Origin of the sequence: Nocardioides oleivorans, assembly GCF_004137255.1 — a bacterium.
Taxonomy (GTDB): domain Bacteria; phylum Actinomycetota; class Actinomycetes; order Propionibacteriales; family Nocardioidaceae; genus Nocardioides; species Nocardioides oleivorans.
Genome location: NZ_SDWT01000001.1, coordinates 3,065,572 through 3,089,483 on the forward strand (window position 1 = coordinate 3,065,572; position 23,912 = coordinate 3,089,483).

Annotated in this window: 25 protein-coding genes; 13 read left to right on the plus strand and 12 right to left on the minus strand. The window is 70.9% G+C overall.

Annotation, left to right across the window (positions count from 1 at the left end):
- Positions 1–4: 4 nt before the first annotated feature.
- Positions 5–577, plus strand: coding sequence for a PspA-associated protein PspAB (pspAB, locus tag EUA93_RS14685; RefSeq protein WP_129400812.1), 573 nt, complete (start codon positions 5–7; stop codon positions 575–577).
- Complete coding sequence (locus EUA93_RS14690) at positions 574–1,755, plus strand: GAF domain-containing sensor histidine kinase (RefSeq protein ID WP_129400813.1); 1,182 nt, start codon at positions 574–576, stop codon at positions 1,753–1,755. The genes pspAB and EUA93_RS14690 overlap by 4 nt, the downstream gene beginning before the upstream one ends.
- A gap of 40 nt (positions 1,756–1,795) precedes the next feature.
- On the opposite strand, the gene EUA93_RS14695 is transcribed toward EUA93_RS14690, so the two are convergent.
- Together EUA93_RS14695 and nadA are read right to left on the minus strand one after the other, a co-directional pair.
- Positions 1,796–2,974 carry a winged helix DNA-binding domain-containing protein gene (locus EUA93_RS14695; RefSeq protein WP_129400814.1) on the minus strand — a complete coding sequence of 393 codons (1,179 nt, stop codon included), beginning with the start codon at positions 2,972–2,974 and terminating at the stop codon, positions 1,796–1,798.
- A 10-nt stretch (positions 2,975–2,984) separates the two neighbouring features.
- Positions 2,985–4,169, minus strand: a complete 1,185-nt coding sequence (gene nadA, locus EUA93_RS14700) for a quinolinate synthase NadA (protein WP_129400815.1) — start codon at positions 4,167–4,169, stop codon at positions 2,985–2,987.
- A gap of 56 nt (positions 4,170–4,225) precedes the next feature.
- Here nadA and EUA93_RS14705 point away from each other — a divergent pair, with 56 nt between their 5' ends.
- Positions 4,226–5,446: a glucose-1-phosphate adenylyltransferase family protein gene (locus EUA93_RS14705; RefSeq protein WP_129400816.1), complete on the plus strand. Its 1,221-nt coding sequence runs from the start codon at positions 4,226–4,228 to the stop codon at positions 5,444–5,446.
- Positions 5,447–5,477: 31 nt separating this feature from the next.
- On the opposite strand, the gene EUA93_RS14710 is transcribed toward EUA93_RS14705, so the two are convergent.
- Positions 5,478–6,365, minus strand: a complete 888-nt coding sequence (locus EUA93_RS14710) for a GNAT family N-acetyltransferase (protein WP_207208692.1) — start codon at positions 6,363–6,365, stop codon at positions 5,478–5,480.
- Complete coding sequence (locus tag EUA93_RS14715) at positions 6,362–6,781, minus strand: SRPBCC domain-containing protein (protein ID WP_129400817.1); 420 nt, start codon at positions 6,779–6,781, stop codon at positions 6,362–6,364. Before EUA93_RS14715 ends, EUA93_RS14710 begins: the two co-directional genes overlap by 4 nt.
- A gap of 41 nt (positions 6,782–6,822) precedes the next feature.
- Here EUA93_RS14715 and EUA93_RS14720 point away from each other — a divergent pair, with 41 nt between their 5' ends.
- Both EUA93_RS14720 and erpA read left to right on the plus strand, forming a co-directional pair.
- Positions 6,823–7,905, plus strand: a complete 1,083-nt coding sequence (locus EUA93_RS14720; RefSeq protein WP_129400818.1) for a glycerate kinase family protein — start codon at positions 6,823–6,825, stop codon at positions 7,903–7,905.
- A 160-nt stretch (positions 7,906–8,065) separates the two neighbouring features.
- Positions 8,066–8,425 (plus strand): iron-sulfur cluster insertion protein ErpA, encoded by a 360-nt coding sequence (erpA, locus tag EUA93_RS14725; RefSeq protein WP_129400819.1) that lies wholly within the window; start codon positions 8,066–8,068, stop codon positions 8,423–8,425.
- Positions 8,426–8,496: 71 nt separating this feature from the next.
- On the opposite strand, the gene EUA93_RS14730 is transcribed toward erpA, so the two are convergent.
- Positions 8,497–8,751 carry a hypothetical protein gene (locus EUA93_RS14730; protein WP_129400820.1) on the minus strand — a complete coding sequence of 85 codons (255 nt, stop codon included), beginning with the start codon at positions 8,749–8,751 and terminating at the stop codon, positions 8,497–8,499.
- Between the two features lie 64 nt (positions 8,752–8,815).
- Between EUA93_RS14730 and EUA93_RS14735 the strand changes: the two genes are divergently transcribed.
- Entirely contained in the window at positions 8,816–9,802 is a 987-nt protein-coding gene (locus EUA93_RS14735; protein ID WP_129400821.1) for a carbohydrate kinase family protein, read from the plus strand.
- A gap of 25 nt (positions 9,803–9,827) precedes the next feature.
- On the opposite strand, the gene EUA93_RS14740 is transcribed toward EUA93_RS14735, so the two are convergent.
- Together EUA93_RS14740 and EUA93_RS14745 are read right to left on the minus strand one after the other, a co-directional pair.
- Entirely contained in the window at positions 9,828–10,088 is a 261-nt protein-coding gene (locus tag EUA93_RS14740; protein ID WP_242497384.1) for a sulfurtransferase TusA family protein, read from the minus strand.
- Complete coding sequence (locus EUA93_RS14745) at positions 10,085–11,224, minus strand: cysteine desulfurase family protein (RefSeq protein ID WP_129400822.1); 1,140 nt, start codon at positions 11,222–11,224, stop codon at positions 10,085–10,087. The genes EUA93_RS14740 and EUA93_RS14745 overlap by 4 nt, the downstream gene beginning before the upstream one ends.
- A 187-nt stretch (positions 11,225–11,411) precedes the next feature.
- Between EUA93_RS14745 and ctaC the strand changes: the two genes are divergently transcribed.
- The 5 genes from ctaC to EUA93_RS14770 all read left to right on the plus strand — a co-directional run bounded on the left by ctaC (position 11,412) and on the right by EUA93_RS14770 (position 17,131).
- Positions 11,412–12,305 carry an aa3-type cytochrome oxidase subunit II gene (gene ctaC / locus EUA93_RS14750; protein ID WP_242497385.1) on the plus strand — a complete coding sequence of 298 codons (894 nt, stop codon included), beginning with the start codon at positions 11,412–11,414 and terminating at the stop codon, positions 12,303–12,305.
- Positions 12,302–14,086 (plus strand): aa3-type cytochrome oxidase subunit I, encoded by a 1,785-nt coding sequence (gene ctaD / locus EUA93_RS14755; RefSeq protein ID WP_420819069.1) that lies wholly within the window; start codon positions 12,302–12,304, stop codon positions 14,084–14,086. The genes ctaC and ctaD overlap by 4 nt, the downstream gene beginning before the upstream one ends.
- Positions 14,083–14,481 (plus strand): cytochrome c oxidase subunit 4, encoded by a 399-nt coding sequence (locus tag EUA93_RS14760; protein ID WP_129400823.1) that lies wholly within the window; start codon positions 14,083–14,085, stop codon positions 14,479–14,481. The genes ctaD and EUA93_RS14760 overlap by 4 nt, the downstream gene beginning before the upstream one ends.
- A 122-nt stretch (positions 14,482–14,603) precedes the next feature.
- On the plus strand, positions 14,604–15,845 hold the full coding sequence (locus EUA93_RS14765; RefSeq protein WP_129400824.1) for a L,D-transpeptidase: 1,242 nt from the start codon (positions 14,604–14,606) through the stop codon (positions 15,843–15,845).
- A 122-nt stretch (positions 15,846–15,967) separates the two neighbouring features.
- Entirely contained in the window at positions 15,968–17,131 is a 1,164-nt protein-coding gene (locus tag EUA93_RS14770; RefSeq protein ID WP_129400825.1) for an RtcB family protein, read from the plus strand.
- Between the two features lie 85 nt (positions 17,132–17,216).
- Here the strand turns inward: EUA93_RS14770 and qcrB are convergent, their stop codons facing one another.
- From qcrB to ctaE, 4 genes are read right to left on the minus strand one after another with little or no spacing between them, the layout of a single operon-like run.
- The gene (gene qcrB, locus EUA93_RS14775; RefSeq protein ID WP_420819070.1) at positions 17,217–18,971 is read right to left on the minus strand and encodes a cytochrome bc1 complex cytochrome b subunit; all 1,755 of its coding nucleotides are present in this window, start codon (positions 18,969–18,971) and stop codon (positions 17,217–17,219) included.
- Positions 18,968–20,041, minus strand: coding sequence for a cytochrome bc1 complex Rieske iron-sulfur subunit (gene qcrA, locus EUA93_RS14780; protein WP_207208693.1), 1,074 nt, complete (start codon positions 20,039–20,041; stop codon positions 18,968–18,970). The genes qcrB and qcrA overlap by 4 nt, the downstream gene beginning before the upstream one ends.
- Complete coding sequence (gene qcrC, locus EUA93_RS14785; protein ID WP_129400826.1) at positions 20,038–20,910, minus strand: cytochrome bc1 complex diheme cytochrome c subunit; 873 nt, start codon at positions 20,908–20,910, stop codon at positions 20,038–20,040. The genes qcrA and qcrC overlap by 4 nt, the downstream gene beginning before the upstream one ends.
- Positions 20,911–20,941: 31 nt before the next feature.
- Complete coding sequence (gene ctaE / locus EUA93_RS14790; protein WP_476703584.1) at positions 20,942–21,646, minus strand: aa3-type cytochrome oxidase subunit III; 705 nt, start codon at positions 21,644–21,646, stop codon at positions 20,942–20,944.
- A gap of 12 nt (positions 21,647–21,658) precedes the next feature.
- On the opposite strand from ctaE, the gene EUA93_RS14795 reads away from it, so the two are divergent.
- Positions 21,659–22,612, plus strand: a complete 954-nt coding sequence (locus tag EUA93_RS14795; protein ID WP_129400828.1) for a cytochrome c oxidase assembly protein — start codon at positions 21,659–21,661, stop codon at positions 22,610–22,612.
- Here the strand turns inward: EUA93_RS14795 and EUA93_RS14800 are convergent.
- Entirely contained in the window at positions 22,497–23,405 is a 909-nt protein-coding gene (locus EUA93_RS14800) for a glycosyltransferase family 87 protein (RefSeq protein ID WP_129400829.1), read from the minus strand. The two genes, EUA93_RS14795 and EUA93_RS14800, sit on opposite strands and share 116 nt — an antisense overlap.
- 91 nt (positions 23,406–23,496) lie before the next feature.
- Here EUA93_RS14800 and EUA93_RS14805 point away from each other — a divergent pair, with 91 nt between their 5' ends.
- Entirely contained in the window at positions 23,497–23,907 is a 411-nt protein-coding gene (locus EUA93_RS14805) for an Rv3143 family two-component system response regulator (RefSeq protein WP_129400830.1), read from the plus strand.
- Positions 23,908–23,912 lie beyond the last annotated feature (5 nt).

The following is a 23,912-nucleotide window of genomic DNA, read 5'->3' on the forward strand; positions in this document are numbered from 1 at the left end:
GGCGATGGGTCTCTGGGAGACGATGCGGGCGCGCACCAAGCCCAGGCGCAACGACCTCGACGCGCTCTTCCTGGTGCCCAGCGCGGCCATCACCCTGCAGACCGCGCTCGGCTTCGAGCCGACCGGCACCGGGTCGGTCTGCTACCGCTCCGCGGCCGGCGCCGCCTTCGCGCAGACCCAGCAGGACGTCGTCGCGCTGATCGGCGAGGACGCCGAGGCGCCCGCGGTCACCGTGACCCGCGACGACTTCGGGTTCACCTGGCTGGTCGTCGACGGCGAGCCGGCCGACATGTCCGGCCTGTGCACCGACCTGCACGCGGTCAACACCACGCTCGAGCTCAACGGGTTCGAGGGCGGGCTGCTCTGCTCGATGGTGCCGTTCGCCAACGCCGCCGGGCAGAAGTTCGGCCTGACCTACCTCTACAAGCAGGGCACCTTCTACCCATTCGCGCCCACCGGCGAGCAGTCACGTGACACCCTGTTGGAGTTGTCGGTGCGCGACCTTCTCGGACAGGAGCTCCCCATGGAACCCGATCTCCAGCGCTGGCTCGCGGTCTGGAAGGCGCCGGGCCTGTGAGCGGTCCCGACGCAGGCCGTCGTCGCGAGCGCGCGCTGGCGGCGTACGACGTGATCGACGGTCCGCACCGCCGGGAGCTGGACTCGCTCGTCGAGCTCGCCGCGCAGGTCGCGGGGGTGCCCTTCGCGGCGGTCAACCTGCTCGACTCGCACTCGCAGCACCAGGTGGCCACCGCGGGGTTCGAGGGCGAGGACTCGTCGGTGGACCACTCGATGTGCCGTCTGGTGGTCGAGAGCGGCAAGCCGATCATGCTGGAGAACGCCGGCGAGGACGTGCGCTTCGCCGAGAACCCGTGGACCACGGGTGAGATCGCCGAGGTCAAGTACTACGGCTCCCACCCGCTGACCACGCCGGGCGGGATCACGATCGGGACCCTGTGCGTGTTCGACGACCAGACCCACGAGGTGACCCCCGAGGCCGCACGAGGCCTGTCGCAGCTCGCCGACCGCGTGGTCGACGTGCTCGAGCTCGAGCTGGCGTCGCGGCGCCTCGGCGAGCTGAACGACCGCCTCGCCACCTCCAACGACCGGCTGGCCCACTTCGCCGGACAGGTCAGCCACGACCTCAAGAACCCGCTCACGGCGGTCTCGCTGTCGCTGGAGTCGCTGGAGCTCGAGGTCACCGATCCGTTCCAGGTCGACACCGTCGCGCGAGCCCGCCGGGGGGTCGACCGGATGAACGGCCTGATCAACAACCTGCTGGAGTTCGCCCAGCAGGGCGAGGCACCCGGCGCCGACGTCGTCGACCTGGACATGGAGCTCTCCGCGGCGCTCGACGACCTCGCGGGCCGGGTCTCGCGCGATCGCGTCAAGGTGGGCCCGCTCCCGCTCGCGCAGGGCGACGGGTCCCAGCTGCGATCGGTCCTGATGAACCTCCTGGACAACGCCGTGAAGTTCACCCTCGACGGCGAGGAGCCGGAGGTCGAGGTCGACTCGCACCCGGTCGACGCCGGCAACCGGATCGAGGTGCGCGACCGCGGCCGCGGCATCCCCGCCGAGAAGGAGGAGCGGGTGTTCGCGCCGCTGGCCCGGCTCGACAAGTCGGTCGAGGGCTCAGGGATCGGGCTGGCCACGTGCCGGCGGATCGTCGAGGCCCACGGCGGCTCGATGGGGGTCGAGGCCCGCGACGGCGGCGGCACGACCTTCTGGTTCCTGCTGCCGGTCGTCGAGGAGCCCTGAGCCCCTCCATCGCTGGTGACGCAGCCGGACGCGCGGGCGTCTAGGGCAGCTTGGCCTGCTTCATCTGGCGCGAGGCGTAGACGTTGCCGATCACGGTGCCGTCGAGCCAGGCGGTGAGTCGCTCGGCCTCCCGGTCGAGGGCCGCGCGTCCCGCGGGTGGGACCTCCTCCAGGAGGGACAGCCGGACGGCGCCGTCGCCGTCCTGCACCCAGCAGCCGACGACCCGGCCGTCCCACCAGGCCGTGGTGCCGGCGTTGCCGTTGGTGTCGAAGAGGTACGGCACGTGCGCCGGGTCGAGGTAGAAGTCGCGCTGCTTCCATCCCATGACGGTCGGGTCGAGCGTCGGCAGGAGCGCCGCCCAGGGCTCGACCGGCCCGACGTCGGAGTCGTCGGGCAGCACCCAGCCGGTCGCGCCGCCGTCGAGCCCGACCTCGACGGCCCCGACCTCGGCCAGGGCGCGGGTGACCGCGGTCTTCGTCGAGCCGAGCCACCACTGGACGTCGGTCGCCGTGCCGGGGCCGAAGGTGGCCAGCCAGCGACGGACGAGCTCGGCATAGCCGGCGGCCTCGTCGAGGGGCTCCGGGAGGTCGCCGAGCCAGTCCTCGGCGAGCGACCAGCTCGGCTTGTTGAGCCGCCAGTGCCCGGCGTTGCGCCCGCGCAGGGTGGCTCCGTCGAGGCCGAGGTGGGTGAGCACCCACGGCGCGACCGAGACCGGCCGGTCCCACGTCTTGTCCGTGTCGCCGCCGATCATCCCCGCCAGCTCCGGCACGGAGGCGCGGAGCTCGGCCACGCTCGCCGGTCCGTCGGCGAGCCGCTCGAGCACGGCCGCGCGGGCGGCGTCGAGCCAGGCCTCGCCGTCGGCGGCGATGCCGGCCCCCGTGATGGCCTTCGCGATCCGCTTGCGCTCCGCGGTCGCCACCCGGGCCGACGCGCTGCCCCACGCCGCGGGCAGGAGGTCGCGGGGGAAGACGAACAGCGTGCGGCGCATGGCGAGCTGCTTGACCACCGCGCGGTCGTCGTAGAGCGCCGCGTCGACGTCGTCGACCCCGACGCCCTCGGAGCGGGCGGCCACCGCGAGGTGGACCGTCGCCGCTTCCGTGGCGTGGAGCACGGTCATCGCGCGGGTGACGGCCTCGACGCTGTCGAGGCGGTGGGCGGGCGAGAGCCCGTGCCGTACGCCGATGCGGTTGCGGCGCTCGGCGTCGCTGATCGTGCGCACCGGGTGCCCGTCAGTCGCGGTGGGACTTGCCGGGCAGGTCGAGCATCCGCTGGAGGGCCACCAGGGCGTCGGCCTCGGTCTCGGGGTCGACGGTGATCTGGTTGAGCACCTCGCCGGCGACGAGGTTCTCCAGCGACCAGACCAGGTGCGGCAGGTCGATGCGGTTCATCGTCGAGCAGTAGCAGACGTTGCGGTCGAGGAAGACGATCGTCTTGTCGGGGTGGGCGTCGGCCAGGCGCTTGACCAGGTTGAGCTCGGTGCCGATCGCCCAGACCGAGCCGGGCTCGGCGGCCTCGATGGTCTTGATGATGAACTCGGTCGAGCCGACCAGGTCGGCCTTGAGGACGACCTCGTGCTTGCACTCGGGGTGGACGAGCACCTTGATGCCGGGGTGCTTGGCGCGCAGCTCGTCGACGACGTCCTCGGAGAACCGGCCGTGCACCGAGCAGTGGCCCTTCCACAGGATCATCCGCGCCTGCTGGAGCTCCTCGGCGGTGAGCCCGCCGCCGGGCTGCAGCGGGTCCCACACCACGCACTCGTCGAGCCCGATGCCCATCTCGAGCACGGCGGTGTTGCGGCCGAGGTGCTGGTCGGGGAGGAAGAGGATCTTGGCGCCGCCGTCGACGTCGGCCTTCTGAGCGAACGCCCAGTCGAGCGCGACGTCGGCGTTCGACGACGTGCAGACCACCCCACCGTTGCGGCCGCAGAAGGCCTTGATGTCGGCGGAGGAGTTCATGTAGGTCACCGGGACGACCGAGTCCTGGATGCCGGCGTCGGCCATCGCGTCCCAGGCGTCCTCGACCTGGCGGAGCCGGGCCATGTCGGCCATCGAGCAGCCGGCGGCCAGGTCGGGCAGCACGACCTTCTGCCCGGGCCCGGTGAGGATGTCGGCGGACTCGGCCATGAAGTGCACGCCGCAGAAGACGATGAACTCGGCGTCGGGACGCGCCGCAGCGTCGCGCGCGAGCTTGAACGAGTCGCCCGTGACGTCGGCGAACTGGATGACCTCGTCGCGCTGGTAGTGGTGCCCGAGGACGAAGACCCGCTCGCCGAGGGCCTCCTTGGCCGCGCGAGCGCGGGCGACGAGGTCGGGGTCGGACGCCGCCGGCAGGTCACCCGGGCACTCCACCCCGCGCTCGGCGTCGAGGTCGCGGCCCTTGCCGAGGGGGAGGAGCGGCAGGTCGATGATGCTCACGTGCCCATCCTAGGAGGGGAGCCCGGCCGGGAGCACGCCGTGGCAGGGTGGCGGCCATGGTGCGACGTGGTGAGGTCCTGGCGCTGGTGCAGGCAGGCGGACAGGGGTCGCGCATGGACGTGCTGACGCGGGAGCGCGCCAAGCCCGCCCTGCCCTACGGCGGCGTGCACCGCCTCGTCGACTTCGCCCTCTCGGCCCTCGTGCACGCCGAGCTCGTCGACATCTGGGTCTCCCTGGAGTACCAGGTGACCTCGCTCGACGACTACCTGTCCGGCGGCCGTCCGTGGAGCCTCGACCGCAACCGCGGCGGGTTCCGCCGGGTCGTGCCCCAGACCGGCACCGGTCCTGCGACCGAGAGCGGCTTCGCCTTCGGCAACGGCGACCTGCTGCTCCGCATGTCCGCCGACATCGAGGCGTTCGGCGCCCGGACCCTGGTCGTGTGCAGCGCCGACCACGTCTTCAACATGGACCTCGCGCCGGTCATCGAGGAGCACGTCGCTGCCGGCCGGGCGGCGACCCTCCTGACGAGCGAGGTCTCCAAGAAGGACGCCTCGGACAACGTCGTCGTGCTGGCTGACCGGAGCGGCACCGTGACCGCCGTCGAGCACAAGCCGTCGCGCCCGTCCGCGGGCACGGTGGCCACCGAGATCTTCGTCTACGACACCGAGACCCTGCTGGGCGTGCTGCGCGACCTGCGCCGCGAGCTCTCCGGCACCGACGACGGAGACAGCGGCATCGGCGACTTCGGCGAGCACCTGCTCCCGAGGCTCGTCGAGGGCGGGCGGGTCGCAGCAGAGCCGCTCACCGGCTACTGGCGTGACGTCGGCCAGCCCGGGCTCTACCTCCAGTCCCACCGCGACCTCCTGGCGGGGAGGGTCGACGTGTTCGACCACCCCGGCCGACCGGTGATCTCGCACTGGCCGGATCGTCCGGCCGCGCGCGTCCGGGCGTCGGGGGACTGCCACGACTCGGTGCTCTCGCCCGGCGCGGACGTCGGCGGCCTCGTGGTCGGCAGCGTCCTCGGCCCCGGGGTCGTGGTCGAGAAGGGCGCCGAGGTGCACGACAGCGTGGTCATGGAGGACTGCGTCATCCGGGCCGGTGCCGTGGTGCGGACCTCGGTGCTCGACGAGCGGTGCGAGGTCGCTCCGCGGGCGCGGGTCGGCGCAGAGCCGTCACGGCGGCTGGCAGTCGACGACGACGTGACCCTGGTCGGCCGCGGCTCGCGCGTCGCCGGCGAGGTCGGGGCCGGCGCCCGGCTGGAGCCGGGGAGCTCGTAGATCGGGTGGCGGTCACGGGCCCGCCTCGTGCCTAGAGCAGGCTGCCGTGGTGCAGGTAGGGCGCCGGCGGCTTCATCCGTCGCACGCACAGGTAGCCGTTGGAGTAGATCGCCAGCCGGGCAGCGAGCGCGACGTCGAGCGCCCACTGGTTGGCGGCGGTGACGTGCGGCACCGAGACCTGGGTGCCGGGCGGTGACGAGGCGAGGGCCTCCCACATCAGCGCGGCGGCCGTACGACGGTTCGTCGCCGCCAAGAGGGCCGGCGCACCGTCGGCGTCGACGTAGGCGTAGCCCGACCCGGTCGAGTGGTCGACGACGGCGAGGCGGAACTGCGCGAGCAGCAGCTCGTGGTCGCTGAGGTGCGCGGCACCGCGCGTCCGGCGGTCGATCGAGTCCAGCAGGTCGACGTCGCCCGCACTGCCCTCGCGCACCCGCTCCACGACGGGGAGGGCCGCCCGGTCGACGACGCCGGTGACGGTCATCTGCGGGTGGAGGTCGAAGCCGGCGAGGCGGTAGCGGCGTACGGCACCGGGGTCGGCGCTCGCGGCGAACATCCCGCGCAGGCAGCCGCGGCCGTGGTGCAGCGCGGCCGCCATCAGCTCGGCACCGATGCCCTGGCCCTGGTGCCCCGGGCGGACGGCGAAGGAGGCCAGCACCCACATCAGCTCGCGCACGCGCGACACGGCGCCGCCGACGAGCTCGCCGTCGACCTCGGCCACCCAGCAGCCTCCGGGGTCGGTGCGCAGGGCCGCGCGTGTGCGGTTGATCCAGGCGCCGTTGCGGGCAGCGGGGCGGCGTACGGGGTCGGGCCAGGCACGCTGGTAGGTGCGCGCGTCGACCTCGTAGTAGCTCGTGGCCGTGATCTCGGCGAAGGCCTCGAGGTCACCCTCGCGCATCGGCCGGACGAGCGCGTCGGTCACGACACGTGGGCCGCGAAGCGCGCCAGGAGGTCGTCCCAGTGGGTGTACTTCTCGCGGAGCGACTCGGTCTCCGCGTTCCAGCCGCTGTGCACCAGGCGCACGAGGGTGCTTCCCTCGCCGGTGTCGGTGAAGCGCACGTCGATGACGGTCGCCTCGTCCTCGGGGTGGCCGAGCCAGAACTCCTGGGTGTAGTGGCCGATGGGGTCCCACGACATCACGCGGCCCCAGACGTACTCCTCGTCGCCGTGCACCATCGCGACCGGACCGTTGGGGTCGATCGAGATGCCCGTGAAGGTCGCGGAGTCGGGGGTCAGCAGCGGGTCCCACCACTCGCCCATCTGGGCGGTGAAGCCGACGAACGCCGACCTCGGGCTGCCCGGGACGACGACCTCGGCCACGACGGGATCAGTGCTCATGCGCCCAGCATGCCGGACGGGGCCACTGCAAGGATGCAGCCATGCGCGTGCTGATCGCCCCGGACAAGTTCGCCGGCACCCTGACCGCGGTGCAGGCCGCCGAGGCGATCGCCACCGGGTGGCGCCGCCAGGCTCCCGGTGACGAGCTCGACCTCGCGCCGATGGCCGACGGCGGCCCCGGCTTCGTCGACGTGCTCCACGCGGCCCTCGGGGGCTCGCTCGACGCGGTCACCGTCAGCGGTCCGCACGGCACTCCGGTTCCGGCGGTCGTGCTGCGCGTGGGGGAGACGGCGTACGTCGAGAGCGCGCAGGCGGCCGGGCTCCACCTGCTCGACGGCTCGCCCGAGACGGCCACCTCGTTCGGCGTCGGGCAGCTCGTCGCCGCCGCCGTCGACGGAGGCGCCCGGACGGTCGTCGTCGGGCTCGGCGGCTCGGGCACGACGGACGGCGGTGCCGGCATGCTCGCCGCCCTCGGGACGACCGCGGACGGAGCACTCGACGGTGGTGCCGCCGGCCTGGCGTCGGTCACCTCGGTGGACCTCGGCGTGACCCGGTCGCGGGTGTCCGGGGTGGCGCTGGTCGCGGCGAGCGACGTCGACAACCCGCTCACCGGGCTCTTCGGGGCCGCGAAGACCTTCGGGCCGCAGAAGGGCATCGCCGAGGAGCGGATCGCGGAGGTCGACGGCTGGCTCGAGTCCTTCGCGACGGCCACCGATCGTCGTACGTCGCTCGAGACGGGCGCCGGTGCCGCCGGCGGGATCGGCTTCGCGCTCCTCGCCCTCGGCGCCACCCGCGAGCCGGGGATCGGCCTGGTCACCGCCGCCGTCTCGCTGGCCGAGCGGGCGCGGTCGGCCGACCTCGTCGTCACCGGCGAGGGTGCCTTCGACTTCTCCAGCCGGGCCGGCAAGGTGCCCTACGGCGTCGCCGGTGTCGCCTCCGAGGCGCTCCGTCCCTGCATCGCCCTGGCCGGCCAGGTCCTCGTCGGCTCGCGGGAGATGCGCGCCCTCGGCATCGAGTCGGCGTACTCCCTGGTCGACCTCGTCGGCGAGGAGCGCGCCCTCGGCGCTCCCGCCGACGCCCTCGCCGAGCTCGCCCAGCGCGTCGCCCGCACCTGGTCGCGCTGATCCCGATGCCTCCTGCTCATCGCGGTCCGGGGGCGGGGGGAGCCGGTGGGACGGACGCGAGGTGGGACGTGAGCTGGAGGTGAGATGGACGCCCCGGGAATAACCCGCCGTGTGCGACCATTGGAGCAAGCAGTACCCCGAGACCTTCTGGAGTGATGAGATGACCGAGCAGGTCGAGACCACTGAGCGCCGCACCGACCAGATCAACCTGTCTGCCGTCGCCGCCAGCAAGATCAGCAGCCTCCTCGAGCAGGAGGGCCGCGACGACCTGGCCCTGCGCATCTCCGTGCAGCCGGGTGGCTGCTCGGGCCTGCGCTACCAGCTCTTCTTCGACGAGCGCACGCTCGACGGCGACGTGACCACCGACTTCGACGGCGTGACCGTCGTGGTCGACCGGATGAGCGTCCCCTACCTCAACGGTGCCGAGATCGACTTCGTCGACACCATCGAGAAGCAGGGCTTCACGATCGACAACCCCAACGCCACGGGTTCGTGCGCGTGCGGTGACTCGTTCCACTGATCTGAGCTCGACGACGAAGGGCCCCAGCCGATCGGCTGGGGCCCTTCGTCATGCGTCGGCGCGTCGGTGGGTCAGTCCAGGTGCAGGTGGAGCGCGTTCGCGATCCGCGCGGCAGCGTCGGAGACCCGGATCTCGCGCTTGCCGACCTCGGCCGGGTAGTCGTCGTAGTGGAGGCTCGGGGGAGTGGCGACGGCGGCGCGCGCGGCCCGCTCGAGGGAGCTGTGGAGCCCCAGGTTGCGACCGGTCGCGCGCCCGTCGGCGGCCAGCTCTGCGGGCGTGCCCAGCTCGTCGGAGACGAGGTAGGAGGGGCGGCTCGAAGTCGTCATGGGAACGACGCTATTGGCTACCGTCAGGTATCCCGAGGCCTACCTGAGGGTAGTGTTCCGCGTCGTGTCCCTCCTCGTAGCCGGATCCATCGCGACCGACCACCTGATGTCGTTCCCGGGCAAGTTCTCCGACAGCCTGGTGGTCGACCAGCTCGACAAGCTCTCGGTGTCGTTCCTCGTCGAGGACCTGGAGGTGCGCCGCGGCGGCTGTGCCGCCAACATCTGCTTCGGCCTCGGCAACCTGGGCCTGCGCCCGGTGCTCGTCGGCGCGGTCGGTGAGGACTTCGCCGAGTACCGCGCCTGGCTCGAGCGCCACCACGTCGACTGCGACTCGATCCACGTCTCCGAGACCCGCCACACGGCCCGCTTCGTGTGCACCAACGACTCCTCCCACGCGCAGATCGCGAGCTTCTACGCCGGCGCGATGAGCGAGTCGCGCGAGATCGAGCTGAAGCCGATCGTCGACCGCGTGGGTGAGCCCGACTACGTGATCATCGGTCCGGACGACCCGCAGGGCATGCTGCGCCACACCGAGGAGTGCCGCCAGCGCGGCTACAAGTTCCTCGCCGACCCCTCGCAGCAGCTGGCGTTCGGCGACGGCGACCTGATCCGACCGCTGATCGACGGCGCGGAGATCCTGTTCTCCAACGAGTACGAGGCCAGCCTCATCACCCAGAAGACCGGCTGGAGCCGCGACGAGGTGCTCTCGCGGGTCGGCACGTGGGTCGTCACGCTCGGCCCCGACGGCGTACGCATCGACCGCGCCGGCGAGGAGTCCGTCGTCGTGCGGGCCGTGCCCGAGATCGAGAAGGTCGAGCCCACCGGCGTCGGCGACGCGTTCCGCGCCGGCTTCCTCGCCGCGCTCAGCTGGGGCCTGGGCCACGAGCGTGCCGCCCAGCTGGGCTGCCTGCTCGCGGTCTACGTCGTCGAGCAGGTCGGCACGCAGGAGTACGAGATCTCCCGCGGCGCCTTCCTCGCCCGCTGCGAGGCGACCTACGGCGCCGACGCCGTCGCCGACTTCGAGCCGCACCTCAAGACCATCCGTCCCTGATCGAGACCGGGCCAGCCGTACGCCCTCAGCTGCGTCGTCGCACCACGTAGCGCGGGGCGCCGTCGTCGGCGGTGTCGGCGCCGGCGTAGTCCTGCTGCTTCATCCGGCACCAGGCCGGTACGTCGACCGCTGCCGCGGGGTCGTGCGCGACGACGGCCAGCAGGTCCCCGACCGCCACGTCGGCGAGGTGGCGGGCCAGCTCGATGACCGGCATCGGGCACGGCACCTCGCGGCAGTCGAGCTCGAGCGCGATCGGGCCGAGGGGCCCGCTGGGGCCGGGGCTCACATGCCCACCCGGGCCCGGACCTCGGCCACGATCCCGGGCAGCGCGTCGCAGAAGGCGTCGACGTCGGCGCGGGTGGTGTCGTGCTGGAGGGAGAGCCGGACGTTGCCGTGGGTCAGCACGCCCATCGCCTCGAGCACGTGGCTCGGGGTCAGGGTGGAGGCGGTGCAGGCCGACCCGCTCGCGATGCCGAAGCCACGACGGTCGAGCTCGGTCACCAGCGCCTCGCCGTCGACGTAGAGGCAGGAGAACGTGACGAGGTGGGGGAGGCGGCGCACGGGATCGCCGACGACCTCCACGTCGGGCACCTCCGCCGCCACCCGCTGCCGTACGACGTCCACCAGGGCGTGCTGGCGCGCGTTGACCTCGTCCCGCTCGGCCACCACCGCCTGGAGCGAGGCTGCCGCCGCGAGCACGGCGGGGACGTTCTCGAAGCCGGTCGACCGCTCGTCGACGCGGTCGTCGCCGGGGAAGGGGTTGCGCCACCGCGCCCGCTTGCGGACCAGCAGCACGCCGACGCCGGCGGGTCCGCCCCACTTGTGCGCCGAGCCCGCGGCGGCGGCCCAGCCCGCGGGCAGCGGCAGGCGCCCCATCGAGGCGCAGGCGTCGGTGAAGAGCGGGACGTCGTCCGGCAGCCCGACGTCACCGACGGGCTGGACTGTGCCGACCTCGTGGTTGGCGGTCTGCAGCGCGACGACGGCCGCCCCGGCGGCCGTGGCGCGCTCGACCAGGTCGGCGCCGTCCACCCGGCCGTCGCCGGTCACGGCGACCTCGTCGGCCTGCGCGCCCCAGGCCACCGCGTGACGCACGGCCGAGTGCTCGACGCCCGGGTGGACGACGACGTCGCCGCGCCGCGACCCGCGCACCAGCCCGAGCAGGCCGAGGTGGACCGCGTGGGTGCCGCTGGGGGTGAAGGTGACCTCGTCGGGCCGCACCCCGAGCGCCTCCGCGGTCGCCTCGCGCGCGTTGTCGAGCAGGAGCCGCGCCTCGCGCCCGCCGAGGTGCAGCCTGCGCGGGTCGGCGTACCCCCGGTCGAGCGCCGCCAGCAGCACGTCGCGCGCGGCCGGTTGGAGGGGCACGGACGACGCGCTGTCGAGGTCGCGCCGGGTGGCGCCGCGCGGTGCCGCCGGACCTGTCACAGGGGCAACTTATGCCACACACAGCCTGTGCTGCTGCGGTCGGGGGAGGCTGGACGGGCCAGATCCGACGACACCCGACCCTGCCCCGCACGACGCGGCCGGTTGGGGATAGTCTCTGTATGTCGAAAAGGACCTAGAGAGAGGCTCGTCCGTGGGTCTGCAAGTCCCCAACCTTTCAGGCGTGGCCGTGCGGCGCACCCTGAAGGTCGCGCTGCTGGGTGTGACGATGCTGGTGCTGGCCGGGTGCTCCGAGGCCGACCAGCACGAGATCCGCAACTGGGCCATGCCCGACCGTGCGAGCGCCCAGGGTCCCTACACCTACGAGCTCTGGAAGTGGGCCTGGGTCGCGGCCCTCGTCACCGGCGTCATCGTCTGGGGCCTGATCTTCTACGCCGTGGTGAAGTTCCGCCGGCGCAGCGACGACGAGGTCCCCCGCCAGACGCGCTACAACCTCCCGCTCGAGGTCTTCTACACGATCGCCCCGGTCCTCATGTGCGTCGTGTTCTTCTTCCACACCGTCCGCGTGCAGGACGAGGTCCTCAAGATCGTCCCTGACCCCGACATGACCGTCGAGGTGACGGGCCAGCAGTGGTCGTGGACCTTCAACTACGGCGTCGGCGAGCAGGACACCTCCGCCACCGGCGACCCCGGTCGCAACGGCGACCCCAGCGACTTCGCCTACGACGGCTACGTCTACACCAGCGGCACGGGCCGCAACATCCCGACGCTGGTCCTCCCGGTCGACCAGACCATCCAGTTCAACCTGCACTCGCCCGACGTCATCCACGACTTCGGCGTCCCGGCCTTCCTCGTGAAGATGGACGTCATCCCGGGACGCGTCAACAAGCTCCAGGTCACCCCGACCGTCGAGGGCCTCTACAAGGGCAAGTGCTACGAGCTCTGCGGCGTCTCGCACTCGCGGATGCTCTTCAACGTCGAGGTCGTCAGCCAGGCCGAGTACGACGCCTACCTCGCCGACCTCGCCGAGGCGGGCAACACCGCTGAGACTCCGGTCCTCGGAGGCAGCTACGTCAACGACCAGGCCGGGCTCGAGACCGACTCGGAAGGACAGAACGAGTGACTGCCACCGCCTCCCCCCAGGCCCCGGTGCAGCCGGCGCGCAAGCCCCTGGGCGAGCAGGTCGTCCGGATGCTGACGACGACCGACCACAAGCTCATCGGCAAGATGTACCTCACCGTCTCGTTCGGGTGGTTCCTCGCTGCCGGCCTGATGGCCATGCTCATCCGCGCCGAGCTCGCCTACCCCGGCATGCAGGTCGTCAACGACCAGCTCTACAACCAGCTGTTCACGATGCACGGCACGATCATGCTGCTGCTGTTCGCGACCCCGCTGTTCTTCGGGTTCGCCAACGTGATCATGCCGCTGCAGATCGGTGCCCCTGACGTCGCGTTCCCGCGGCTCAACATGTTCAGCTTCTGGCTCTTCCTCTTCGGCGGCCTGATCGCCGCCTCCGGCTTCCTCACGCCGCAGGGTGCCGCCGACTTCGGCTGGTTCGCCTACACGCCGCTCTCCGACGCCGTGCGCAGCCCGGGTGTCGGTGGCGACCTGTGGATCATGGGCCTCTGGATGGCCGGTCTCGGCTCGATCCTCGGTGGCGTCAACTTCATCACCACGATCATCTGCATGCGCGCGCCCGGCATGACGATGTTCCGGATGCCGATCTTCGTCTGGAACACGCTCATCACCTCGATGCTCGTGATCATGGTGTTCCCGATCCTCGCCGGCGCGCTGCTCTCGCTCGAGGCCGACCGCATCCTCGGCGCCCACGTGTTCGATCCGTCGCACGGTGGCCCGGTGCTCTGGCAGCACCTGTTCTGGTTCTTCGGGCACCCCGAGGTCTACATCATCGCGCTGCCGTTCTTCGGCATCATCTCCGAGATCCTCCCGGTCTTCAGCCGCAAGCCGATCTTCGGCTACGTCGGCCTGGTCGCGGCGACCCTCGGCATCGCGATGCTGTCCGTGGCGGTGTGGGCCCACCACATGTTCGTCACCGGCGCCGTCGACCTGCCGTTCTTCTCCGGCATGACGTTCCTCATCGCCGTGCCGACAGGGGTGAAGTTCTTCAACTGGATCGGCACGATGTGGGGCGGGAGCCTGTCCTTCGACACCCCGATGCTGTGGTCGGTCGGCTTCTTGACGACCTTCCTCTTCGGTGGCCTCACCGGCGTCATCCTGGCCAGCCCGCCGCTCGACTTCCACGTGTCCGACTCCTACTTCGTGGTCGCGCACTTCCACTACGTCGTCTTCGGCACCGTGGTGTTCGCGATGTTCGCCGGCTTCTACTTCTGGTGGCCGAAGATGACCGGCAAGATGCTCGACGAGCGTCTTGGCAAGCTGCACTTCTGGATCCTGTTCGTCGGGTTCCACACCACGTTCCTCGTCCAGCACTGGCTGGGTGTCGAGGGCATGCCGCGTCGCTACGCCGACTACCTGCCCGACGACGGGTTCACCACGCTCAACCAGATCTCGACCGTGGGCTCGTTCCTGCTCGGCGCCTCGATGCTGCCGTTCCTCTACAACGTCTACGTCTCCGCCAAGGGGCCGAAGGTGGAGGTCGACGACCCGTGGGGCTGGGGCCGCTCGCTCGAGTGGGCCACCAGCTCCCCGCCGCCGCGCCACAACTTCCACACCCTGCCGCGGATCCGCTCGGAGTCGCCCGCCTTTGACCTGCACCACCCCGAGATCGCGCTCATGGAGCTCGAGGACCACGACGCCGAGCGCGAAGGCGACTTCGCCGACGCGCCCGACGTGGACGGCCGCGAGGAGATGCTGCGTGAGCGGGCCGGGGACTCCGCCGAGCCGACCACCGAGACCGACTCCGACGAGGGGGACAACCGATGAAGGCCGAAGCCTGGATCTTCGGGGTGACCGCGCTCTTCGTGGCGGTCGTGACCCCGGCCTACTGGTTCCTCGCCGAGGACTGGACCGGCACGTCGGCCTTGGTCATGACGGCCCTGCTCTTCGGCATGGTCACCATGTACCTCGGCTTCCACGCCGCCAAGATGGACCCTCGTCCCGAGGACCGCAAGGACGGCGAGATCGCCGACGGCGCGGGTGAGCTCGGCTTCTTCCCGCCGTACTCGTGGTGGCCGCTGTGGTGTGCCCTCGCGCTCGGCGTGATCGTCTACGGCGTCGCGCTGGCGGCCTGGTGGCTCGTCATCATCGGCTTCACGGTCGGCGCCGTCATGTCGTGCGGATTCGTCTTCGAGTACTACCGCGGCGAGCACGCCCACTGAGCAGCCGACACCCACGGCGCGCTCGCGCCGACTTCGGATGGACCCGCCCGCGACGTACGCTGGGCGGGTTCTTCCGTTCCAGCCGGTCCGGTCTCACGCAGGTCTCATGGGGGTCCAGTCGCATGCGCACTCGCGCGCTCCGTCCCACACGCTCCGCACCGCGCCGTCGTACGGCGTCCGCGCTGGCGCTCGTCGCCCTCGCCGCGAGCCTGGCGGCGTGCAGCAGCGGTGGCAGCACCGACGGCCCGGACGGCTCGGACGGCTCGGGGAGCGGCCCGGGTGCCCAGGCCGCGTCCGACGCGCCCAAGCCCGAGCCCGTACGCCTCAGCACGAGCTTCAGCGACCCGACCGCGGTCCCGATCGACGCGCCCGTGTCGGTGACGGCGCAGGGCGGCACGCTGGACGACGTCGCGATGACCTCCGCCGACGGCGACGTCACCGGAGAGGTGACCGGTTCGGAGTGGACCGCGAGCTCCCTCCTCGAGCCCGGCACCGACTACACGCTCACCGCCTCGGCGACCCGCTCCGACGGCCGCACGGTCGAGCGCACGCGCACCTTCCACACGATCGACCTGACCCTGGCCCAGCAGACGTATCCCTCGATCGCGCCGCTCGCCGGTGAGACCGTCGGTGTCGGGATGCCGGTCATCGTCACCTTCGACGTGCCCGTGACCGATCGCGCGGTCTTCGAGAAGCACATGCACGTGACCAGCACACCGGCGCAGAAGGGCTCGTGGTACTGGCTGAGCGACAGCGAGGCCCACTTCCGCCCCTACCGCTACTGGAAGGCCGGCACCGACGTCTCGGTCGACATCGACGTCAACAGCCTGCCCGCGGGCAACGGCGTCTTCGGCCAGGAGTCGCGCACCATCGACTTCCACGTCGGCGACTCCCACGTCTACAAGGTCAACGCCCAGACCCACCAGATGCAGGTCCTCTCCAACGGGACGCTCCTGCGGACCATCCCGATCACCACGGGCAAGGCGGGCTTCACCACCCGGTCGGGCACCAAGGTGATCATTGAGAAGTTCGCCGAGAAGCGGATGAACTCCGAGACCGTCGGCATCGGTCGCGACAACCCCGAGGCCTACGACATCGACGACGTCCAGTGGGCCATGCGGGTGACCTACTCCGGGGAGTTCCTCCACGCCGCGCCCTGGTCGGTCTCCTCGCAGGGCTACGCGAACGTCTCCCACGGGTGCACGGGCATGTCCACGGCCGACGCCGGCTGGCTCTACGCCATGAGCCGTCGCGGCGACGTCGTCGAGTACACCGGCACCGACCGGCCGATGACGCTCGACAACGGCTACGGCGACTGGAACCTGTCCCCGGAGGCCTGGAAGAAGGGGTCCGCGCTCTCCTGAGCCCTCGCGCGCGACCTCGCGCGCGATAGGCCACCAGAAATCGGCGGTGCAAGCCGTTTCCGGGTGCCTAGGGTCCTGGGTCGGTCCGCACCACCGCGGGCCCTCTCAGTGGAAGAAGGACGATGGAGACCCTGACCCCGACGCTCATCAGCTGGGCGTCGATCCTCGAGGACGACACGCGCGCGCAGGCGGAGCAGACGGCCGAGATGCCGTTCATCGACCCCCACGTCGCGCTGATGCCCGATGCCCACCTCGGCCTGGGCGCGACCGTCGGATCGGTGATCCCGACCCTCGGTGCGATCATCCCGGCCGCCGTGGGCGTCGACATCGGCTGCGGCATGATCGCCGTGCGCACCCAGTACGCCACCCACGAGCTGCCCGGCGACCGCAAGCCGGTCCGCGAGGCCATCGAGCGGGCCGTCCCGCTCAACGCGGGTGCCAGCAACCGCAAGGTCAGCCGCGAGCACACGCGGGCGCGCCTCGAGCGGCTCCGCGACCTTGCGGCCGAGGCCGGCTTCGACCCCGCGTCGTACGCCCAGCGGTGGGACCTCCAGCTGGGGACGCTGGGCTCGGGCAACCACTTCATCGAGATCACGGCCGACGAGGACGGGGGAGTGTGGCTCTTCCTGCACTCCGGGTCGCGGGGCGTGGGCAACCGGATCGCGCAGAAGCACATCGCGGTCGCCCGCGAGCTGTGCGCGGGGGAGGACCTGCCCCACCGCGACCTGGCCTACCTGACGGAGGGGACGGAGGCGTTCGACGCCTACGTCCGCGAGATGCGGTGGGCGCAGACCTACGCCCTGCTGAACCGCGAGGAGATGATGGACCGGGTCGTGCGGCAGTTCGGCGAGTGGGTCGGTGGTGACGTGCAGCGGGTCGAGGAGATCAACTGCCACCACAACTACACCGAGCGCGAGCACCACTACGGCCAGGACGTGTGGCTCTCGCGGAAGGGCGCCATCAACGCGGAGAAGGGCCGGCCCGGCCTGATCCCCGGGTCGATGGGCACGGCGTCCTACGTGGTGGTCGGCAAGGGAGACCCGGTCTCCCTCTGCTCGGCACCGCACGGAGCGGGCCGGGAGTACTCCCGGACCCGGGCGCGCAAGACCTTCACCGCCGACGACCTGCGGGTCGCGATGGCGGGGATCGAGTACCGCGACACCGACGCCTTCATCGACGAGATCCCGGCGGCCTACAAGGACATCGACCGGGTGATGGCCGACGCCGCCGAGCTCGTCGACGTACGCCACGTGCTGCGGCAGCTGGTCAACGTCAAGGGCGACTGAGGCGCGGCGGGAGCACCAGCAGCGCGTGAACGACGAGGGCCCGCCGGGATCATCCCGGCGGGCCCTCGTGCGTGGAGCGTGTCGATCAGTGGTCGCGCAGCGGCACGTCGTCCGCGTCACGCAGCCGGTGGTCGTCGAACTGGTGACCGTCGGCCGGGTGGTCGAGGCCCGACTGCAGCTCGGCCTCGTGCTCGGCGTGGTGGTGCGCCTCCTCGAGCTCGGCCGCCGTGGGCTTCTGCACGTTGTGCGTGAACATCCACGACGAGAGCTTGGCCCGGACCCGCTCGGAGCGCGAGTTGGGTGCGGCCACACCGGCAGCATCGGTGTCGCCACCGATCGCCAGGACCTCGTCGCGCTCACGAGCGGTCAGCGTGTAGGCCGACGACTCGCTGATCGGCAGGTGCCGCTCGGAGTACTGGCCCTCGGGCGAGCGGGTGATGATGCCCGTCTCGTAGCCGTGGAGCAGCTTGTCGTTGTCGTGGCGCTGCAGGGAGATGCACCAGCGTCGCGTGATCCAGAACGCCACGAGCGGGCCGATGAAGAGCGCCCCGCGCATGAAGTAGGTGATCTGGTTGATGCTGGCGTGCAGCTTGATCGCGATGATGTCGTTGCCGCCCGCGGCCCAGGCGAGGCCGTAGAAGGTCATCAGGGCGACCATGACCGCGGTGCGCGTCGGCGCGTTGCGCGGGCGCTGGAGCAGGTGGTGGTCGCGCTTGTCCTTGGTGATCCAGCCCTCGAGGAACGGCAGCAGGATCAGGATCGTCAGCATCATCGGCGGGACGATCAGGATCGGGATCAGCACGTTCCACGAGATCGTGTAGCCGAAGATCACGGTCTCCATGTGGCTGGGCATGATGCGCAGCAGCCCGTCGGGCCAGCCCATGTACCAGTCGGGCTGGGAGCCCGCGGTCACCTTGGTGGGGTCGTAGGGCCCGAACTTCCAGACCGGGTTGATCGACATCAGGCCGCCCATGAGGGCGATCACGCCGAAGACCATGAAGAAGAAGCCGCCGGCCTTCGCGGCGTACACGGGCAGCATCGGGAAGCCGACGACGTTCTGCTCCGTGCGGCCGGGGCCGGGCCACTGCGTGTGCTTGTGGTAGACGAGCAGCAGCATGTGCGCGGCGATGAGGGCGAGCAGGATGCCCGGGATCAGCAGCACGTGGATGATGTAGAGGCGGGGGATGATCGCCTCGCCGGGGAACTCGCCGCCGAACAGCAGGAACGACATGTAGGTGCCGACCACGGGCGTGGCCTTCAGGAAGCCGTCCGCGGCCCGGACGCCGGTGCCCGAGAGCAGGTCGTCGGGGAGCGAGTAGCCGGTGAAGCCCTCGAGCGTGCCGAGGAGCAGCAGCAGGCAGCCGATGACCCAGTTGATCTCACGCGGCTTGCGGTAGGCGCCGGTGAAGGCGACGCGCAGCAGGTGCACCATCATCGAGGCGATGAAGATCATCGCCGCCCAGTGGTGCATCTGACGCATGAGCAGGCCGCCGCGCACGTCGAAGGAGATGTGCAGGGTCGAGGCCATCGACTCCGACATCCCGACGCCGCGCAGCTGGTCGTAGGTGCCCTCGTAGGTGATGTGGCCCATCGACGGGTTGAACCACAGGGTGAGGAACACGCCCGTGAGGAGCAGCACGACGAAGCTCCAGAGCGCGATCTCGCCGAGCATGAACGACCAGTGGTCGGGGAAGACCTTGCGCAGGTTCTTCTTCATGGCCGTGGCCAGGCCGAGGCGGTCGTCGGCCCAGGTGGCCAACGAGCCGGCCGGGCCCGGCTTCGACGTGGTTGCGGCGTCGGTGCGGTTGCTCGTCGCGACCTTGCTGGTGTCGACGCTCACTGCTTCTCACGCTCCCAGTAGCTAGCCCCGATGGGCTCGGTGAAGTCGCTCTGAGCGACCAGGTATCCCTCATCGTCCACTGCCAGTGGCAGCTGCGGAAGGGGACGGGCAGCCGGACCGAAGACGACCTTGGCGTGGTCGGCGAGGTCGAAGGTCGACTGATGGCACGGGCAGAGCACGTGGTGCGTGGTGCGCTCGTAGAGGGAGATCGGGCATCCCACGTGGGTGCAGATCTTGGAGTAGCAGATGATTCCGTCGACGGTCCACTTCTCCCGGCCCTTGGCCGGGATGATGTCGTCGGGGTCCATACGGACGATGATGATCGCGCCCTTGGCCTTGTCGACCTGCTCCTGGGCGCCGTGGAGCTCCTCGTAGCCGTTCTCCTCGGTGGGGAACATGGCCTCGGGCGCCGCGTTGATCAGGTCGCCCATCTCGATCTCGCTGGCGAGGATCGGGGTGCCGACGACGTCGCGCACCAGGCGCATGCCGGGCTCCCAGATCGTGTGGGCGAGCTTGTCGATGTCGAGCTCGTCGCCGGGGGCGAGGTCGCGCAGCAGCACGACGGCCGGCAGGCCGAGCACGCCGACGGCGCCGAGCATGGTGTTGCGCACCAGCGGGCGGCGACCGATCCCGGCCTCGTCGAGGCCGGCGTTGAGCGCGGCGACGGTGGCCTCACGGTCCTCGGCGGGGGAGGCCGCCGGGTGGCGCATCTCCACCATCTCCACGTCGGACATCAGCTTGCGGGCCAGGTGGATGATGCCGATGCCGATGAGCAGCAGGGACAGGCCCAGGGTCACGCCGAGCGCCATCGTGGAGGCGCCCATGCCCAGGAAGGTGTCCCAGTTGTCGCCGACCGACAGCGAGAAGTAGGCGACGACGAAGAGGACGGCGAAGGCCATCGCGGCGATGAACATGCCGGCGATCTGGCGCTCGGCGCGGCGCTCGGCCGCGGGGTCGACGTCGGTGGGGCGCCACGTGTGGGCCGGCAGGCCCGGGTCCGGGATCGGCTCGGCCTGCGGCAGCGACGGCAGGTGCTCGTCGTGCGGCTCGGGCGTGTTGTCGTTGCTCACGCGTCCACCTTGCTCTTCTTCGTGCGGGTCGTGTGCGAGGCGATCCAGACCGCGGCGCCGACGAGGCCGCCGATGCCCAGGAGCCACGCGAACATGCCCTCGGAGACGGGGCCGAGGCCGCCGAGGGTGAAGCCGGCGTACTCGGGGGTGTCCTGGATGCTGTCGAGGTAGGCGATCACGTCGCGCTTCTCCTCGGGGGCGAGGTTGCCGTTGCTGAAGTTCGGCATGTTCTGCGGGCCGGTCAGCAGCGCCTCGAAGATGTACTTGCCCTCGACGCCGTGCAGGGTCGGGGCGTAGCCGCCGCGCGGCATGGCGCCACCGGCGCCGTTGAAGTTGTGGCACGCCGTGCAGTTGGTGAGGAAGATCTGGCCACCGCGGGTGATGGCCTCCTCGCGCTCGGTCTCGGAGAGTCCCTCGATCGAGTAGTCGGACTCGTTCGGGATCGCGGGGCCGGGGCCGAGCGAGGCGACGTAGGCCGCCAGCGCAGCGGTCTCCTCGTCGTCGAACGCGACCGGCTTGCGGGGCGCCTGGGCGCCCGGGCTCGCCAGCGGCATCCGGCCGGTGCCGACCTGGAAGTCGACCGCGGCGGCGCCGACGCCGACGAGCGAGGGACCGATCTGGTAGCCGTCGCGGACGGTGGGGATGCCCTCACCGTTCTGGCCGTGGCAGAACGCGCAGCTGGCGAGGAAGAGCTTCTTGCCCTCGGCGATCTGGTCGGTCGCGCTGGCCTGGTTCTGCGCCTGGGCGGGCGCGAAGGCGGTGTAGAGGGAGCCGGAGATCAGCAGTCCGAGCAGCAGCACGACGAGACCCGCAAGCGGTCCCCGACGGTGCCGGGAGAGGCGACCAGCGGTTCGGTTGAGCAAACGCACGATGAGTCCTTGCCGGTGGGGGGATCGGTGCTTACTGGATGACGTAGATCGTGAAGAACAGGCCGATCCACACCACGTCGACGAAGTGCCAGTAGTAGGACACGACGATGGCGGTGACGGCTTGTTCGTGGGTGAAGCGGCGAGCGAGGTAGGTGCGGCCCAGGACGAAGAGGAAGGCGATCAACCCGCCCGTCACGTGGAGGCCGTGGAACCCGGTGGTGAGGTAGAACATCGAGCCGTAGGCCGAGCTCGGGATCGTGACGCCGTGGTGGATCAGCTCGGCGTACTCGAGTGCCTGTCCGCCGATGAAGATCGCGCCCATCAGGTAGGTCAGGATGAACCACTCGCGCAGGCCCCACTTGGTGAAGTTGAGCAGTCCGCCGGTGCGACCGACCTGGCCACGCTCCGCGGCGAACACCCCCCACTGGCAGGCGAACGACGAGGCGACCAGGATCGCGGTGTTGGCCGTCGAGAACGGCACGTTGAGCTTCGAGGTCTCCTGCGCCCACAGCTCGGGGCTGACCGCGCGGATCGTGAAGTAGGCCGCGAACAGCGCGGCGAAGAACATCAGCTCGCTCGAGAGCCAGATGATCGTTCCCACGCTGACCATGCTCGGTCGGTCGTGGTGCCCGTGCAGACGGGATGCCGGAATCGCAGTAGTCGCTGTCGCCACAGGCGTCATTATTGCCCTTCCCGGAGGTGGAGGGCACCCCGACCCCCTGTGTAGCACCGTCATAAAGTTCACAGGGTGCTCATCCCCCTCTCCGGCTCCTCCCAGGTCGGCCTCGAGACCCTCCCGCGATTCACGCTCGGACGGGTCTTCACCGACTGGGGGATCGACCCGATCCCGTTCATCGTGACCGTGTGGGCGGTGGGGCTGTACGTCGTCGGCGTGGCCGCGCTGCGCCGACGCGGGGACCGCTGGCCGGTGGGCCGCACCCTCGCGTTCGTCGGGCTCGGCATGGGCTCGTTCTTCTTCGCCACCAGCTCGGGGGTCGGGCGCTACGACACCACGCTGCTGAGCGTGCACATGGTGCAGCACATGCTGCTGTCGATGGTCGTGCCGCTGGCCCTCGCGCTCGGCGCACCCGTCACGCTGGCGCTGCGCACGCTGCCGCCGACGCCGCGGCGCTGGCTCCTGGCGGTGCTGCACTCACGCGTGGCGAAGGTGCTGGCCTTCCCGCCGCTCACCTTCGCCCTCTACGTCGCCTCGCCGTGGGCGCTCTACTTCAGCTCCTGGTACGACGCCAGCCTGGCCTCGTCGTTCGTCCACCAGATGATGCACGTGCACCTCGTGCTGGTCGGCACGCTGTTCTTCTGGCCGCTGATGGGCATCGACCCGGTGCCCGGTCGCGTCTCGGAGCCGTTCCGGGTGCTGCTGACGCTCATGACGCTGCCGTTCCACGCCTTCCTGGGCGTCACGATCATGGGCCAGACGACCCTGATCGGGGGCGAGCACTACCTCGCGCTGCGCGAGGGGCCGATGGGTGCGTGGCTGCCCCCCGCGCTGGAGGACCAGCACCTCGCCGGCGGCATCCTGTGGGCCAGCGGCGACCTGATCGGCGTGCTGTTCTTCGCGGTGCTGTTCATCCAGTGGGTGCGCTCGTCGATGAAGGAGGCCGCCCGGGAGGACCGGAGGCTCGACCTGGTCGAGCGGCGGTCCCGGACGTCCGGAGCCGGGGGATCGCCGCCAGCAGGGTGAGGGAGCCGTTCCAGATGAACGGCGTCGCGAGGAGCATCGCCACGGGCAGCACCCAGACCCGGTCGGTGCGCGCGCCCCACACCACGAGCGCCAGGGCGACCGGGATCCGGTAGAGCGGACCGGGGATGAACTCGTAGCCGATCGCGCCGTCGGAGAGCCGCGCCTGGTCGGCCAGGAACCCGAACCACTCGTGCCACAGCCCGGGGGAGACGACGTACGACACCGCGGCGACCGCGACGGTCGTGACGGCCGCCTTCACCACGGCCGACCACTCGCCCCGGACGGCGAACCAGACGGGACCGAGGGCGGGGGTGATCTTGGTCAGGGCGACGAAGGCCCACAGGTGCGGGCGCCTCATCCCGAGCACGGCGACGATCGCCATCGGGACGAAGACGTTGCCGGACACGATCTCCTGTGACGCGGCGAGCCACAGCGGCACCGAGAGGACCAGGGGCAGCGGCCGGAGCAGCCAGGCCAGCCCGACCGCGTTGACGACGATGAAGACGGCCAGGAAGACGGGCCAGGTCGTCTGGGCGAGCGGCCACACGACCTGGGCGAAGGCGGGGCTGTAGAGGAAGTGGCCGGGGTCGCCGACCGACCCGTCGTACATCGGACCGCGCCAGGCGTCCCAGTAGGCGCGGGCGTCCCAGCCCGGCCCGCCCTGCTCGAGGTGGGCCCAGGTCTCGATGAGGCCGACGGCCGCGAGCAGCAGGCAGAGCGCGAACGCGGGCAGGCGTCGCCGCAGGTCGACGTCCACCTGCGGACTCTCGCGCGCTCCAGCGGTCGGCTGCACCGTCGGAGCCTAGATGAACCGGAGGCGCGATCCTGCGGAATCAGTGGTCCGGACGGACCGCCTCGGCGCCGTCCGTGACTACCATGTGCTCGTGAGCGACACCGTGAAGCCGTTGAAGGTCCTCGTCTACAGCGACGACGTGAACACGCGACAGCAGGTCATCCTCGCGCTGGGACGCCGTCCGCACCCCGACCTCCCCGAGGTGGAGTACGTCGAGGTGGCCACCGAGCCGGTCGTCCTGCAGAACATGGACCGCGGCGACATCGCCCTCGCGATCCTCGACGGCGAGGCCGTCCCGGCCGGGGGGATGGGCATCGCCAAGCAGCTCAAGGACGAGATCTACGACTGCCCGCCGGTCGTCGTGCTCACCGGCCGTCCCCAGGACGCGTGGCTCGCGACGTGGTCGCGCGCCGAGGCAGCGGTCCCGCACCCGATCGACCCCATCCAGCTCGCGGAGGCGGTCGTCGGCCTCCTCCGGCCATCGGTACCGGCTGCCCGCTGACGCGC

Excerpts from the sequence above, each read along its gene's own strand:
- pspAB (WP_129400812.1), top strand. The coding sequence starts at position 5 with ATGGGTCTCTGGGAGACGATGCGGGCGCGCACCAAGCCCAGGCGCAAC.
- EUA93_RS14705 (WP_129400816.1), top strand. The coding sequence starts at position 4,226 with ATGGTGCGACGTGGTGAGGTCCTGGCGCTGGTGCAGGCAGGCGGACAG.
- EUA93_RS14715 (WP_129400817.1), bottom strand. The coding sequence starts at position 6,781 with ATGAGCACTGATCCCGTCGTGGCCGAGGTCGTCGTCCCGGGCAGCCCG.
- EUA93_RS14720 (WP_129400818.1), top strand. The coding sequence starts at position 6,823 with ATGCGCGTGCTGATCGCCCCGGACAAGTTCGCCGGCACCCTGACCGCG.
- erpA (WP_129400819.1), top strand. The coding sequence starts at position 8,066 with ATGACCGAGCAGGTCGAGACCACTGAGCGCCGCACCGACCAGATCAAC.
- EUA93_RS14730 (WP_129400820.1), bottom strand. The coding sequence starts at position 8,751 with ATGACGACTTCGAGCCGCCCCTCCTACCTCGTCTCCGACGAGCTGGGC.
- EUA93_RS14760 (WP_129400823.1), top strand. The coding sequence starts at position 14,083 with ATGAAGGCCGAAGCCTGGATCTTCGGGGTGACCGCGCTCTTCGTGGCG.
- EUA93_RS14765 (WP_129400824.1), top strand. The coding sequence starts at position 14,604 with ATGCGCACTCGCGCGCTCCGTCCCACACGCTCCGCACCGCGCCGTCGT.
- EUA93_RS14770 (WP_129400825.1), top strand. The coding sequence starts at position 15,968 with ATGGAGACCCTGACCCCGACGCTCATCAGCTGGGCGTCGATCCTCGAG.
- ctaE (WP_476703584.1), bottom strand. The coding sequence starts at position 21,646 with ATGACGGTGCTACACAGGGGGTCGGGGTGCCCTCCACCTCCGGGAAGG.